Raw genomic sequence first — 14199 nt, 5'->3', positions numbered from 1 at the left:
GAACGCCTCGCAATTTCAGGAAGGGCCGTTAGACGGCTCCGGGGATAAGGGTAATCATGCGTAATTCGAACGTCGCCGGCCGCGATTTTTCGGGCGTCGCCAGCCGTCAGGGACGCGCCCTCGGCGTCGCCGCCGTGGCGGGATTGGCCGGCCTTTGCCTCGCGCGGCCCGCCGCGGCCGCGCCGGCGCCCGGCGCCGATGCGCCGATGGCCGCCACGCCGACGGCCGCCTCCGACAGCACCGAGGTCGCCGGCGTGCGGATCGACGGCAAGCGCGTGGCCGACCCTTCGTCGAGCAAGTTCACCGCGCCGCTGGTCGACACGCCCAAGTCGGTGACGGTGATCCCGTCCAAGATCATCGAGCAAACCGCCGCCACGTCGCTGACCGATATCCTCCGCACTTCGCCGGGCATCACCTTCGGGGCCGGCGAAGGCGGACAGCCCCTGGCCGACCGCCCGTTCATCCGGGGCCAGGCCAGCGCCAACAACATCTTCGTCGACGGCGTCCGGGACACCGGCGGTCAGACCCGCGAGGTCTTCGATCTGGAGCAGGTCGAGGTCGTGAAGGGTCCCGATAGCGCATACAGCGGCCGCGGCTCGGGCGGCGGCAGCATCAACCTGTCGTCCAAGACCCCGAAGGCCGAGACCTTCGCGCGCGGTTCGGTGGGCGTCGGCACGGATGAATATGTCCGCGCCACCGCCGACGTGAACTACGCGATCAACGACAGCGTCGCGGTGCGCCTGAACCTTCTGGGCGCGGAGGGCAATACGCCGGGCCGCAAGGGGGTCGAGTTCAGCCGCTGGGGCGTCGCGCCGTCGCTGGCCGTGGGTCTGAACGGCGACACCCAGATGACGGTCAGCTACTACCACCTGGATACCGACCAGACGCCGGACTACGGCATTCCGCTGCTGACCAAGACCACGGAGCCGCGCACCGCCTCAGGGATCCTGGCCGTGGATCCGCGCAGCTTCTATGGCGTCGCCGACCGCGACTATCAGAAGACGCGCTCCGACATCGTCACCTTCGCGATCGACCACAAGATCGACGACGACCTCGCCGTGCGTCAGGTGGTCCGCTATTCGAAGTCGCTGAACGACTACATCGTCACCAATCCGGGCGACGGCGGCGTGGCCCAGCTGGTCAATGGCCAGTGGTGGATGAAGCGCGGCACGAAGACCCGCTGGAACCCGACCACCACCGTCGCGGCGGTGACCGACCTGCACGGCAAGAAGACCCTGGGCGGCCTGGAGCACAGCTTCGACCTGGGCCTGGAGCTGAGCCGGGAGGAAAACCGCAACGCCACCTATTCGACCTTCACGACCTCCGGCGCGGCCTGCCCGGCTGGCTTCACGATCGCGGCGAACACCCTGGCCAGTCTCGGCGCGGGCGACTGCACCCTGGTCTATCACCCGAACGACAAGGACAGCTGGACGGGCATCATCAACCGCGGCCCCGCCTCCCGGAACGTCGCCAAGACCGCGGCCGTCTATGGCTTCGACACCATCAAGTTCGGCGACCGGTGGCTGCTGAACCTGGGCCTTCGTCACGACCACTACGAGTCGGCCGGCGTCGATGTCGCCACCACCCAGGCCAATGGCGTCTTCACCTCGGTGACCTATACGCCGCGCCACGGATCGTGGGACTTCACCAACTACCAGGCCGGTCTCGTCTACAAGCCGACCGAGCACGCCAGTCTCTACGTCTCCTACGGCACGTCCTCGACGCCGCCCGGCATCTCCGGCGGCGACCAGAACGCCAACACCGCCACGGGCTCGGGCAATCTGTCCTCGACCCAGCTGGTTCCGGAGGACAGCAAGAGCGTCGAGGCCGGGGCCAAGGTCAATCTGTTCCACGACTCGCTGGCCCTGTCGGCGGCGGCCTTCAAGACCACGCGCAAGAACGCCCAGATCCAGGTCGACAACGGTGTCTACGCCCAGGTCGGCGAGGTCGAGGTCAAGGGTTTCGAGCTCGGCTTCTCGGGCAATGTCACCCCGAAGTGGCAGGTGTTCGGCGGCTATGCCTATATGGACAGCGAGCTGGTGCGCGGGGCGGTGACCGTGGCCGCCAATGGCGGCGTGGTGACCAATCTCAACACCGGCGATCCACTGGCCAACACGCCCAAGCACAGCTTCTCCAGCTTCATGACCTACAAGATCACGCGCCGGTTCTCGCTGGGCGGCGGCGCCTACTACGTGTCGAAGAGCTTCGGCGGCAACCAGGGCGGCGCCGGCGGCGGGACCAATAAGGTCTACGCGCCGGCCTACTGGCGCTACGACGGCTTCGCGTCCTGGACGATCAACGACCAGGTCGATCTGCAGCTGAACGTCCAGAATCTGACGGACAAGCGCTACATCATGCGCACGAACGGGGTGCACCACGCCGATCCGGCTCCGGGTCGTCAGGCGATCCTGACCGTCAACGTGAAGTACTGACCTCCCCTCTCCAGGTGCTTCACGACCCGACGCCCCGCCCGACCCAGGCGGGGCGTCACCCTTTTCCGGCCTTCTGCCGCCCGTCTGATCCGGATCAAGGCGGGATGCCGGGGGCGGGATAGGTCCGACACCCCGATCCAGGAGCGAACCGCGAATGATGCTGCAGATTCCCCAGGTGCTGACCAAGGCCGAGGTCGCCGAGTGCCGCGCCATCCTCGACGCCGGTCCGTGGGTCGATGGCAACCTGACCTCGGGCTTCCAGGCCGCGCGGGCCAAGGCGAACGAGCAGCTGCCGCAGGATAGCGAAGCCGCCCAGAGGGTCGGCGCGGTGATCCTGCGGGCGCTGGAGGCCAATCCGCTGTTCGTGTCGGCGGCCCTGCCCCAGATCATCCTGCCGCCGATGTTCAACCGTTATGGCGAGGGGATGGGCTTCAAGGACCATGTCGACAACGCCATCCGCCGGGATCCGTTCAGCGGTCGCCGTCTGCGCACGGATCTGTCGGCGACCCTGTTTCTGGCCGAACCCGAGGATTATGACGGGGGTGAGCTGGTGGTGAACGACCTTTACGGCGTGCATAGGGTCAAGCTGGAGGCCGGGGACATGATCCTCTATCCCAGCTCCAGCCTTCACCATGTGACGCCGGTCACCCGAGGCGCGCGCACGGCCAGCTTCTTCTGGATCCAGAGCCTGATCCGCGACGACGCCCGGCGCACGATGCTTTTGGAAATGGACGTCGCCATCCAGCGCCTCGCCCAGCGGGCGGAGCCCGACGACGAGGCGATCCTGTCGCTGACCAGCGTCTACCACAACCTGCTGCGCCAGTGGGCCGAGGTCTGAGCGACGACGAAATGTCATTTTCGCGGAACGTCGATATGCCGCGAGAACCATAAGTTTACGGTTGCGTCTCACGATCCGCGAAACTCAGGCGGGAGACGGAATGTCCCAGGCGTCGATCCACGAAGGAACAGAACGCGCGCCGTTCGGCGAAGCCGAGGCCGCGCGCTGGTTCTTCGACAACGCCAGCGACCTGTTCGCCGTCATCTCGGCCGAGGGGCGCTTCGAGGTGGTCAACGCGGGCTGGATGGCCCTGACCGGCTGGAGCCGCGAGGAACTGATCGGCCAGCCCTGCATCAAGTTCGTCCACCCCGACAGCCACGCCGAGTTGATCGACACCGGCCGGCGGATGCGCGAGACCGGCGCGGCGATCAATGAGCTGAAGGTTCGGCGCAAGGACGGCGGCTGGATCTGGCTGCAGGGCCGTTCGCGCCTGGGTCCCAACGGCGAAATGGTCGGGGTGCTGCACGACATCAGCGCCGAGGTCGAGAGCCGGGCCGAGTTGGAAATCGCGCGACGCACTCGCGCCCTGTTGGCCGAGGAAGCCGGCATCGGCGTCTGGACCTATGAACCGGACGGCGATCGCATCGACTGGTCGCCCGACGCCCTGGCCGCCGCCGGCCTGTCGCCGGCCGACGTCGCCACCGCCGATCTCTTCTTGAACCGCCTTCCCGAAGACCGGCGCGAAGAGGTTCGCCTGGCTTTTCAGCGCGCGGTCCACACGGGCGAGGGCGGGGTGCTGGAATATCGGCTGCGCGATAACAGCGGCCGTTGGTTCACGTTCCGCAGCACCTTTCGCGCCGAACCGCGCCTGGGCGGTCTGTATGCGTTGCGAGGAGTTTCGCAGAACATCACCGACGTGGCCCGCAGCCGCGACAAGGCGCTCTGGAGCGAACGACGCGCGCGTCGCCTGGTCGAGGACGCGCCGTTTGCCGTCGCGGTCTACGATGTCGATCTGCGCCTGCGGATGGTCAGCCCCCGGTTCCTCGACATCTTTCGAGCGACCGAGGAAGGCGTCATCGGCAAGTCGCTCACGGAATTGACCCACGGCGAGCGCCGGCGCTTCGTCGAGGGCGTCGGCCGGGCGCTGGCCGGCGAGGTCGTCACGCGGCGCGAGGACCGGCTGACGGACGCCGAGGGCCAGGAGCGGACCTATCGCTGGGAAGCGCGCCCCTGGCGCGACATGACCGGCGAGGTGGTCGGCGTGATCACCTACATGGACGACATCACCGCTCTGGCGGCGGCGCGGCGCGAGGCAAGGGCCAACGCTCGCCGTCTGAAGGTCGCCCTGGGCGCGGCCCGGGCCGGGGTCTACGAGGTCGATCATGAACGCGGCAGTTTCTGGGGTTCGCCCGAATTCCATCGCATGATGGGGCGCCAGATCGACTACGAGGACGTGCGGGCGGCGGCCTGGCCGATGATCCATCCCGACGATCGCGAACAGTTCTACGCCGCCTCGGCCGACAAACGCGGGGCTGGCGACTGGAACGGCCACGAATATGACGTGCGCCTGCTGTCGCCCTCCGGCGAGGTCCGCTGGGCGCGGGTGTTCCACGAGGTGCGGCGCGACGCGGCGGGCCAGGCTCGCAAGGCGTTCGGCCTGGTGCTGGATATCGACGAGAAGAAGAGGGCGGAGCTGGCTCTGGTCGCGGCCAAGCGCGTGGCCCAGGCGGCCAGCGAGGCCAAGGCCCAGTTCCTGGCCAATATGAGTCACGAGATCCGCACGCCGATGAACGGGGTGCTGGGGGTCCTGCACGTGCTCAAGCGCGAGCTGCCGGCGGGCGACAGCGCCGACCTGCTGGCCGAGGCCCTCGCGGCCGGCCAGATGCTGTCGACCCTGCTGGACGACGTCATCGACATCTCGCGCATCGAGGCTGGACGGCTGGACTTGAACCGCGAGCCGGTCGATCCGCGCGAATTGGTCCGGAGCGTGGCCCGGCTGCTGGCCGGCCAGGCCGCGCAGAAGGGGCTTCGGCTGGAGCTGGATCTGGCCGACGATCTGGGCTGGGTCGAGACCGACCCGACCCGCGTGCGCCAGGCCCTGTTCAACCTGATCGGCAACGCCGTGAAATTCACCCCGCGCGGCTCGGTGACGGTGCGGCTCCGCAAGGAGGAGGACGACGAGGGCGCGCGCCTGGTGTTCGACGTGATCGACACCGGCATCGGCGTGCCCCTGGACGCCCAGGCGCGGCTGTTCGAGCGGTTCCAGCAGGCCGACGCCAGCACCACCCGCCGGTTCGGCGGCTCGGGCCTGGGCCTGGCCATCACCCGCAAGCTGGCCGAGATGCTGGGCGGCGCGGTATCGTTCTGTTCCACGCCGGGCGAGGGTTCGACCTTCACCCTGACCATCGCCGCCTCGCCGGCGGCCACGCCAAGGCCGGTCGAGCGCGAGTCCGACGATCTGCTGACCGGCCTGAAGGTGCTGGTGGTCGAGGACAATCCGACCAACCAGCTGGTCGCCCGTCGAATTCTGGAGCAGCTGGGCGCGGCGGTCAGCGTCGCCGACGACGGCGCGTCGGGCGTGGCGGCGGCGCGGGAGGGTGTCTTCGACCTCATTCTGATGGACGTGCAGATGCCCGGCATGGACGGTCTGGAGGCGGCCCGCCGCATCCGCGCCCTGCCGGGGCCGGCCGCGCGCGCGCCGATCATCGCCTTGACCGCCAATGTGATGGCGCACCAGCGCGCGGCCTATCGCGCCGCGGGCATGGACGGGGTCGCCGCGAAGCCCATCGCCCCCGCCGCCCTGGTCGCCGAGATCGTTCGTCTGTCCCAGGCTGGGGCGGATCGCCGGGAGGCGGTGGCCTAGCGGCCTTGAGCCCCTTTCCCCTAGAGCCTGAACCACGCTAAGCAGGGTCGAAAGAGGGGGAAGCCATATGGCGGTTGGAAGTCAGGAAGGCGCTTCGATGCGCACGGTGGTCGCGGCGTCGTCCGCCGGCACGGCGTTCGAGTGGTACGACTTCTTCATCTTTGGCAGCCTGACCCAGGTCATCTCCAAGACCTTCTTCGCGGGACTGAACGACACCGCGGGCTATATCGCCGCCCTGGCCCTGTTCGGCGTCGGCTTCGCGTTCCGGCCGCTGGGCGCCCTGGTGTTCGGCAAGATCGGCGACCAGGCCGGCCGCAAGGGCGCCTTCCTGGCCACGGTGCTGCTGATGGGCGGGGCGACGTTCGCCATCGCGTTTCTGCCCACCTACAAGCAGGTCGGGATCCTGTCGCCGATCCTGCTGATCCTGATGCGCTGCGTGCAGGGCTTCGCCCTGGGCGGCGAATACGGCGGCGCGGCGATCTACGTCGCCGAGCACTCGCCGGCCGGCAAGCGGGGCTGGTCGACTTCGTGGGTGCAGACCTCGGCCGCCTTCGGCCTGTTCGGCGCCTTGCTCGTGATCATGGCCACCCGCGCCACCGTCGGAAACAGCGCCTTCGACGCCTGGGGCTGGCGCATCCCGTTCGGCGTCTCGATCGGCCTGCTGGGCGTCTCGGTGTGGATGCGCATGAAGCTGAGCGAAAGCCCGGCCTTCGCCGCCATGAAGGCCGAGGGCGAGGCCTCCAAGGCGCCCTACGCCGAGGCGTTCGGCCAATGGAAGAACCTCAAGCTCGTCCTGTTGGCCTTTTTCTCGATGATGTCGGCCCAGGGCGCGGTCTGGTACACCAGCTTCTTCTACATCCAGACTTTCATGGAGAAATTCCTGAAGGTCGATCCGGTCGACATCAACGGCCTGATGATGACCGCCACGGCGATCAGCGCGGTGTTCTACGTCGTGTTCGGCTGGCTGTCGGACAGGATCGGCCGCAAGGCGGTGATGCTAGGGGGCATGACCCTGGCGCTGCTGTTCTACTTCCCGGGCTTCCATCTGCTGGAGAAGGCCGCCAATCCGGCGCTCGCCGAGGCGACCGCCAAGGCGCCGGTGGTGGTGATCGCCGACCCGGCCGATTGTTCGCTGCAGTTCGACCCCGTCGGCAAGACCGCCTTCGTCACCTCCTGCGACATCGTCAAGAGCGCCCTGGCCAATGCCGGCGTCTCCTACGTCAACCAGGCCGCGCCGGCCGGAACCGTGGCGACGATGAAGGTCGGCGGCGTCGTGGTGACCTCCGAAAGCGCGGCGGGCCTGCCGAAGGCCCGGTCGAAGGCCGTCAAGGCCGGCGTCGAGGCCCGGATCAAGGGCGCCCTGACCAAGGCCGGCTATCCGACCAAGGCTGACCCGGCCCGCATGAACAAGCCGCTGATGCTGGGCGTGCTGTTCGTGTTCGTCATCGCCGCGACCGCCTTGTTCGGGCCGCTGGCGGCCTGTCTGGTCGAGCTCTTCCCGACGCGGGTGCGCTACACGGCCCTGTCGCTGCCCTACCATATCGGCACCGGCTGGGTCGGCGGCTTCCTGCCGTTCTTCGCCTTCGCCATCGTGACGGCGGTCGGCGACATCTATGCCGGCCTGTGGTTCCCGGTGGTCTTCACCCTGATCAGCGTCCTGACCACCGCGTTCCTGCTGCCCGAGACCCGGGGACGGTCGCTGACCTGAGACGGGCGCGGCGTCGATCGCTCAGGCGCTGGGCGCCGCCAGCAGCACCTCGATGGCGACTCCGGCCTGGGTCAGCGCGTGGATCTGGGCCGGATCGACGGCCTGGGTGATCAGCCGGACGATCTGACGACCCTCGGCGGCCAGCTGGATCAGATGGTCGGCGGTCGCCGTCGCGGGGTCCATCCGCTCGGCGTCGCGGCGGGCCATCTTGATCACCTCGGGATCGGCGTCGGCGTCGATCACCAGGACGTCGGCGGCGCCCAGCGCGCGCACGGCGCGCAGGGTCAGGAGGTCCGCGGGCCCCTTGCCCGCGACGAACCGCACCATCCCCTTTCGCCCCGCGCCGCGCGCCAGGGCTTCGCGAAACAGCTGACCGGCCTTTTCCATGTCGCCCTCGCGCGCGGCCTGGGCGGCCTCGCCCAACACCGCGTCGCGCAGAAAGGCCCGCCGCTCATGCAGGGTCGGCAGGGCCTTGCGCACCTCGCCCTGGAAGCGGGCCAGCAGCGCCGCGACCCGGCCCATGCCCTCGGGCACCTGGGCCTCGATATCGTTGCGCAACATCGTGGCGAGCACCGGCGCGGCTCCCCCGGTGCCGACGGCGGCCACCACCTCGCCCCGATCGATGACGGCGGGGGTGTTGAAGTCGCAGAGGTCGGGTCGGTCGACGACATTGACCAGCACCCGCGCCGCCCGCGCCGCGCCGGCGGCGGCCTGGACGAACACCTCGTCCTGACTGGCGATGAAGGCCAGGGTCGCGCCGGTATAGGAACCGGGCAGATAGGCCTCATGGCCCTCGAGCCGAACGACCGTGGCCGGCGACCCGTCGAACAGACGCGCCTTGGCGTCGGCCGCGTCGCCGACGCCGGCGATCACCACCTTGCGGCCGGCCAGGGGGAAATAGGCGGGAAAGGAATCCAACGCGCGAACCTCGAAAGACCTATTGCGAGCGGCAGTCGTCATAAGGGCCGCCGGGGAAACCGTGAAGCATGGCGTCGGGACCCTTGCTCCAGATCTCGGCCGCGCCGTCGGCGTAGCGCGCGCCCGAGCCCGAGCGGGCCAGCTTCAGGACCTTGGTCGCGCCGCCGGCCGTCACCACCACCTGCTTGCCGCGTAGGGCGTAGGCGGCCGTGAAGGTCTTGCCGGCCTTGCAGCGGTAGAAGATCGGCGTGTCGGTGGCGTCCATCGGGACCACGGCGGCGCAGCCCGCCAGCGTGAGGGTCAGGACGGATAGGGGCAGCAGGACGCGGCGCAAGATCAGACCTCCGTTGGGCGCGGGCGCGAGCATAGCGGGTTTCGAAGACGGCGCCCGCCCGCCTTCGCGGACGCGAAGCGATTTTGATCCCTCGCGCGTTCCCTAGAGCCTCGCGCGTCAAAACTTAATCGTTTTGACGCGATAACGAGGCTCTAAATCAATTACTTAGAGCGTGACTCGCGCCGAAACCGGTTCCCACTTTCGGCGTCACGCTCTAGAAGCGGCGCTTTTCGAATTTCTCTGGCCAAGACCAGATTGAACAGTGTTAGGTTTGGTGGGGAGAAAGCCTGGGAGGCGACAACGCGATGGCCCTGACTCTGGATATCAATGGCAAATCCGTCAGCGTACAGGCGACGTCGGACACGCCCTTGCTTTGGGTTCTGCGCGACGAACTGGGCCTGACGGGCACGAAGTTCGGCTGCGGCATGGCCCAGTGCGGCGCCTGCACGGTTCATCTGGACGGCCAACCGATCCGCTCGTGCGTGACTCCGATCGAGGCGGTCGGAAGCGCCAAGATCACCACGATCGAGGGCCTCGGCGGCCAGCATCCGGTGCAACAGGCCTGGGTGCGCCACGATGTTCCCCAATGCGGCTACTGCCAGTCGGGCCAGATCATGTCGGCCGTGGCTCTGCTGGAGCGGAACAAGCACCCGTCCGACGAGGACATCGACAACGCCATGACCGGCAACATCTGCCGTTGCGGGGCCTATCAGCGGATCCGGGCGGCGATCCACGACGCGGCCGAGACCGGTCCGCCGATGGGCGAGCCGCACGCCGATATCGACGAGGCCATCGTCGCCGCCTCGGGCGCGACCCATCGGGGGGCTGGCCGATGAACGCGCCCTTCAAGCCCGCGCCGACCCGCCGTGACGTGGTCGTCGCCTCGACCCTGGTCGGCGGCGCGTTGCTGGTCGGCTGTTCGCCCGCCGACCTCATGAGCGCCGGCTCCAAGGTCGAGGTCGGCGCGTTCGGGCCATTCATCAAGATCGCCCCCGACGGCGTCGTCACCGTCGTGTCCAAGCATATCGAGTTCGGCCAGGGCAATCACGCGGGCCTGTCGGCCATCGTCGCCGAGGAGCTGGACGCCGACTGGAGCAAGGTCAAGGTCGAGCAGGCGCCCGCCAACGCCAAGCTCTACGCCAATGGCGCCCTGGGCGCGCAGCTGACCGGCGGTTCGTCGGCGATCTCCAACTCTTGGGACCAACTGCGCAAGGCCGGGGCCGGCGCGCGCGCCATGTTCGTCCAGGCCGCCGCCAACAAGTGGAATGTCGCGGTCGGCGAGATCACCGTTAAGGACAGCGTCCTGACCCACACGTCGGGCAAGACCGCGACGTTCGGCGACCTGGTGGCCGCCGCCGCCAAGGTCAATCCGCCCACCGACATCAAGCTCAAGGACCCCAAGACCTTCACCCTGATCGGCACCGACCGCGTGCGTCGCAAGGACGCCCAGGCCAAGAGCGACGGCACGGCCCGCTACACCCAGGACGTCCGCCTGCCCGACATGCTGACGGCGGTGGTCGCCCATCCGCCGCTGTTCGGGGCCAAGCTGAAGAGCTTCGATGCCGCCGACGCCAAGAAGGTGGCCGGCGTGGTCGACGTCTTCGAGATCCCGACCGGCGTGGCCGTGGTCGCCCAGAGCACCTACGCCGCCCGCATGGGTCGCGAGGCGCTGAAGGTCGAGTGGGACGACGGCAAGGCCGAAAAGCGCGGTTCGGCCAAGATCGCCGAGGACTTCCGCGCGGTGCTGACGGGCAAGGACTCGTCGGCCAAGTGGGAGCCGTTCGACCAGCGCGGCGACCTCTCGAAGCTGGACGCCGCCAAGGGCGAGCAAGTGTTCGAGACGACTTACGAGTTCCCGTATCTGGCCCACGCCACCATGGAGCCGATGAACTGCGTCGCCTCCGTCGACGGCTCCGACGTGAAGATGGTCTTCGGCTCGCAGGGCCAGACCCTGGATCAGCTGAACGCGGCCAAGATCGTCGGCTGCCTGCCGGGGTCGGTCCAGATCGAGACCCTGTTCGCCGGCGGCTCTTTCGGTCGCCGCGCCAACTTCCAGTCCGACTACGCCGCCGAGTGCGTCCATATCGCCAAGAAGGTCGGCAAGGGCCGCCCGGTGAAGCTGGTCTGGACGCGCGAGGACGACATGCGGGCCGGCTACTTCCGCCCGCTGACCCTGCACGCGGTCAAGGTGGTGCTGGACAAGAACGGCTATCCCGCCGCCTGGCGCCACCGCATCGTCACTCAGTCGATCATGAAGGGCTCGCCGATGCCGGCGGGCAAGGGACCCGACGGCACGGCGATCGAGGGGACGCAGGGCTCGCCCTATCTGAAGGCCACGCCGGTGGTCGACGCCCAGGTCGCTCTCCCGGACGCCGGCGTGCCAGTGCTGTGGTGGCGCTCTGTCGGCGCGACCCACACCGCCTTCGTGATGGAGCACACGATCGACCAACTGGCCGCCAAGGCGGGCAAGGATCCGATCGAGTATCGCCGGGCGCTCTATACGAAGGCCGGCGCGGATCGACATCTGGCGGTGTTGAACCTGGCCGTCGAGAAGGCTGGCCCGGCGCCGGCGGCGGGCTGGTCGCGCGGCGTGGCCGTGCACGAAAGCTTCGGCTCGGTCGTGGCTCAGGTGGCCGAGGTCAAGCTGGTCGACGGCGCCCCGCGCGTTGGCCGGGTCGTGACGGCCATCGACTGCGGCGTCGCCGTCTCGCCGGACCAGATCGCGGCGCAGATGGAAGGCGGAACCTGTTACGGGCTCTCGGCGGCGCTTTACGGCGAGGTCACCCTGACGGACGGCAAGGTCGACCAGAGCAATTTCGATCGCTACCGCGTGCTGCGCATCAATGAGGCGCCGACCGTCGAGACCAACATCGCGCCGTCCGGCAATCCGCCCAGCGGGGTGGGCGAGCCAGGCACGCCGGTGATCGGTCCGGCCGTGGCCAACGCCCTGCTGGCCCTGAACAAGACCGCCACCACGCGCCTGCCGCTCGTGCGATCCAACGTCTGATCGCAAAGAGGCTTCGCTTCTCGCTGGACGATTGGCCATTCCCCGATCATCTTGGGGCATGGTCAAGCGTGACAGTACCGATTTCGAGAGGTCGACGCCCCTTGAGTGGAGGCGTCCTGATCGGATTCCGGCGCGATCGCGATTCGGATCGACTCCGCGCGGCGGGCCCGGCGCTGTCTTCCGTTTGGAGATCGGCCGATGAGGACCTTGCTGGGGGCGGATCTCGACGCGCTGGCCGACGCCGAGGACTTGGCCGAATTCCGGCGATGCTACGCGGCGCTAGACCCCGCCCGTCGGCGGGTCTTGATGATGCTGATCCCGCGGCTACTCGCCTTGCAGGAGCGGGGCGATATGGCGGCGGCGCTGGCGTTGGTCACCGAGATCCGGCGCATCGTCGCCACGCGGGAGCGGCCTTCGCATTAGAGCGCGTTAGGTTTAAGCGGACAGTCTCTAGACGGCGGCGTCCGTGACGCGCGCCAGGTCCTCGGGGCGATCCACGTCGAGATGGATCCCCGGATCGTCCACCGCGACGGTCTTGAGGCCTATGCTTCCATCCCGCAGCAGCGTCCGGGCGCCTTCGTCCCCCGACAGGCCGCGAAGCGCGGGAAACCAGGCGGCGCCGAACAACACCGGGTGGCCGCGCCGACCCAGGCGCGTGGGCGCGACGATGTCGTCCGGAGCGGTGAAGGCTCGGGCGAGGCGCGTTGGCGTGGATGGGTCGATCGCCGGCATGTCGCCCAGCAGGACGAAGACGCCGGTCGCGTCGCGGGACAGGGCGAGGGCGGCCGTCCGCAGCGACGCGCCCATGCCTTCCGACGGGTCCGCGATCTCGACCACCGCCAGACGGTCCGTCGCTCCAGAGCGGGCGACGACCTCCTCGACCGCCTGGCGCAACGCCGGATCGGGTCCGATCGCCACCAGGACGCGCCGGACGGGCGCTTGAAAGGCGGTGCGCAGCGCCCCGGCCAACAGCGGTCCGTCCCCCAGCGGAGCTAGCAGCTTGCCGCCGCCGAAACGGACGCCCTGGCCCGCCGCCAGCACGATGGCCTCCAGCGATGTCGTATCCCTTTGCTTCACGGGCTCCAGCGCCTATCTTGCCAACGCACATGACGCCCTATGACGACAGCGCCGCGCAAGCGGTCTCGACGACGGCGCCCCGCCTGTCCAGGCCCGTTCTGGTCGACGGCTTTGGGCGGGCCGTGACCTATCTGCGGGTTTCGGTCACCGATCGCTGCGACCTGCGCTGCCGCTACTGCATGGCCGAGCGGATGACCTTCCTGCCCAAGGCGGAGGTTCTGACACTCGAGGAGCTGGATCGTCTGGCCTCGACCTTCATCTCTCTGGGCGTGCGCAAGCTGCGGCTGACCGGCGGCGAGCCGCTGGTGCGCCGAGGCTTCATGGACCTGTTCGCCGGCCTATCGCGCCATCTGCGCTCCGGCGCGCTGGACGAGTTGACCCTGACCACCAACGGCACGCGGCTGGAGACTCATGCCCACGATTTGGCGCGATATGGCGCGCGCCGGATCAATGTCTCGCTGGACACGCTGAAGCCCGACCTGTTCCGCGAGCTGACGCGAGGCGGCGATCTGGCCCGCGTCGTGGCCGGGATCGACGCGGCCCTGGCCGCCGGCGTCGCCGTCAAGATCAACACCGTCGCCTTGAAGGCCGACAACGCCGCCGAGCTGCCGGCGCTGATCCAATGGGCACACGCCCGCGGCTGCGACCTGACCCTGATCGAGACCATGCCGCTGGGCGAGGTCGACGAGGATCGCACGGACCAGTTCCTGTCGCTGAAGGACGTCCGTCGCGAGCTCTCGTCATTTTGGACTCTGGAAGATATCCAGCACGCAACCGGCGGGCCGGCCCGCTATGTTCGGGTCGCCGAGACGGGGGGACGGCTGGGGTTCATCACGCCGCTGAGCCATAATTTCTGCGACACGTGCAATCGGGTGCGCCTGACCTGCACGGGCACCCTGCACACCTGCCTGGGCCGCGAAGACGCCAGCGATCTGCGGGCGGTGCTGCGCGGCGGCGCCAGCGACGCGGAGCTGCGGGCGGCGATCTTCGCGGCGATCGGAGCCAAGCCCCAGGGCCATGATTTCCAGATCGCCGCGCCGCGTCCGGCCGTGGCGCGCCACATGTCGACGACGGGGGGCTGA

At 68.7% G+C, this 14199-nt stretch carries 11 protein-coding genes; 8 read left to right on the top strand and 3 right to left on the bottom strand.

The features are described 5' to 3' along the window. Positions 1-56 precede the first annotated feature (56 nt). The 4 genes from OR37_RS08280 (at position 57) to OR37_RS08265 (ending at position 7781) form a co-directional block, all read left to right on the top strand. Positions 57-2432 carry a TonB-dependent receptor gene (locus tag OR37_RS08280; protein ID WP_004618097.1) on the top strand — a complete coding sequence of 792 codons (2376 nt, stop codon included), beginning with the start codon at positions 57-59 and terminating at the stop codon, positions 2430-2432. Positions 2433-2586: 154 nt separating this feature from the next. After that, a complete protein-coding gene (locus OR37_RS08275) occupies positions 2587-3270 on the top strand; it encodes a Fe2+-dependent dioxygenase (RefSeq protein WP_004618095.1) in 684 nt (227 codons plus the stop codon). Positions 3271-3370: 100 nt separating this feature from the next. Continuing rightward, complete coding sequence (locus OR37_RS08270) at positions 3371-6073, top strand: PAS domain-containing hybrid sensor histidine kinase/response regulator (RefSeq protein WP_004618093.1); 2703 nt, start codon at positions 3371-3373, stop codon at positions 6071-6073. A 67-nt stretch (positions 6074-6140) separates the two neighbouring features. Continuing rightward, positions 6141-7781 carry an MFS transporter gene (locus OR37_RS08265; protein WP_035017100.1) on the top strand — a complete coding sequence of 547 codons (1641 nt, stop codon included), beginning with the start codon at positions 6141-6143 and terminating at the stop codon, positions 7779-7781. 21 nt (positions 7782-7802) lie between these two features. On the opposite strand, the gene OR37_RS08260 is transcribed toward OR37_RS08265, so the two are convergent. Together OR37_RS08260 and OR37_RS08255 are read right to left on the bottom strand one after the other, a co-directional pair. Beyond that, entirely contained in the window at positions 7803-8699 is an 897-nt protein-coding gene (locus OR37_RS08260) for an NAD(P)-dependent oxidoreductase (RefSeq protein ID WP_004618090.1), read from the bottom strand. Positions 8700-8718: 19 nt separating this feature from the next. Then, the gene (locus OR37_RS08255) at positions 8719-9033 is read right to left on the bottom strand and encodes an MliC family protein (protein WP_004618088.1); all 315 of its coding nucleotides are present in this window, start codon (positions 9031-9033) and stop codon (positions 8719-8721) included. Between the two features lie 305 nt (positions 9034-9338). On the opposite strand from OR37_RS08255, the gene OR37_RS08250 reads away from it, so the two are divergent. The 3 genes from OR37_RS08250 to OR37_RS08240 all read left to right on the top strand — a co-directional run bounded on the left by OR37_RS08250 (position 9339) and on the right by OR37_RS08240 (position 12463). Beyond that, positions 9339-9869, top strand: coding sequence for a (2Fe-2S)-binding protein (locus tag OR37_RS08250; RefSeq protein WP_004618087.1), 531 nt, complete (start codon positions 9339-9341; stop codon positions 9867-9869). Continuing rightward, positions 9866-12040, top strand: a complete 2175-nt coding sequence (locus tag OR37_RS08245) for a xanthine dehydrogenase family protein molybdopterin-binding subunit (RefSeq protein WP_004618084.1) — start codon at positions 9866-9868, stop codon at positions 12038-12040. Before OR37_RS08250 ends, OR37_RS08245 begins: the two co-directional genes overlap by 4 nt. Positions 12041-12238: 198 nt before the next feature. Then, positions 12239-12463 (top strand): hypothetical protein, encoded by a 225-nt coding sequence (locus OR37_RS08240; protein WP_004618082.1) that lies wholly within the window; start codon positions 12239-12241, stop codon positions 12461-12463. A 27-nt stretch (positions 12464-12490) separates the two neighbouring features. Here OR37_RS08240 and OR37_RS08235 read toward each other — a convergent pair whose 3' ends face one another. Next, positions 12491-13117, bottom strand: a complete 627-nt coding sequence (locus OR37_RS08235; RefSeq protein WP_035017098.1) for a nucleotidyltransferase family protein — start codon at positions 13115-13117, stop codon at positions 12491-12493. 29 nt (positions 13118-13146) lie between these two features. Between OR37_RS08235 and moaA the strand changes: the two genes are divergently transcribed. Further along, the gene (moaA, locus tag OR37_RS08230) at positions 13147-14199 is read left to right on the top strand and encodes a GTP 3',8-cyclase MoaA (RefSeq protein WP_004618078.1); all 1053 of its coding nucleotides are present in this window, start codon (positions 13147-13149) and stop codon (positions 14197-14199) included.

Source organism: Caulobacter vibrioides OR37 (assembly GCF_000372645.1).
In the GTDB taxonomy this organism is placed as follows: Bacteria; Pseudomonadota; Alphaproteobacteria; order Caulobacterales; family Caulobacteraceae; genus Caulobacter; species Caulobacter vibrioides_E.
Note: the sequence above shows the minus strand (reverse complement) of the source record. Positions and strands in the feature narration are given on the sequence as shown.